The sequence below is a fragment of the Actinospica durhamensis genome (genome assembly GCF_018139695.1).
Lineage (GTDB): Bacteria > Actinomycetota > Actinomycetes > Streptomycetales > Catenulisporaceae > Actinospica > Actinospica durhamensis.
The window spans coordinates 1-380 of record NZ_JAGSOG010000912.1; the positions used below are offsets into that span (position 1 = coordinate 1).

1 protein-coding gene is annotated in these 380 nt (G+C 72.4%); it reads left to right on the forward strand.

Features of this window, described 5'->3' with window-relative positions; all coding sequences use genetic code 11:
• Positions 1 to 380: beta/alpha barrel domain-containing protein (locus tag KDL01_RS42815; RefSeq protein WP_212534399.1), on the forward strand; the 380-nt coding region annotated here is incomplete at both ends.

The following is a 380-nucleotide window of genomic DNA, read 5'->3' on the forward strand; positions in this document are numbered from 1 at the left end:
GTGCAGCACCAGCTCGACGTGCCGCAGTTGCGGGCGTACGCCATGGCCGCGAGCGCGGCCGGTGTGCCGGTGGTCGAGGTCGGGCACGGCAACGGGCTCGGCGCGTCCTCGCGGCAGATCGGACACGCGCGTCTGGACGACACAACGATGCTGGAGACCGTCCGGCAGGCCCTGACAGCGGGCACCAGCCGGATGGGCGTGTTCATGGTCCCCGGCAGGGGAACCGGCGCGGTCATCCGCCAGGCCGCCGACTGCGGCGCGGACGTGGTGCGGATCGCTGCGCACTGCACCGAGGCCAACGTGATGCGCCGCCATCTGGGCATCGTGCGCGAGCTGGGCCCGGAGGCACAGGCCGTCCTCCTGATGAGCCACATGACCAG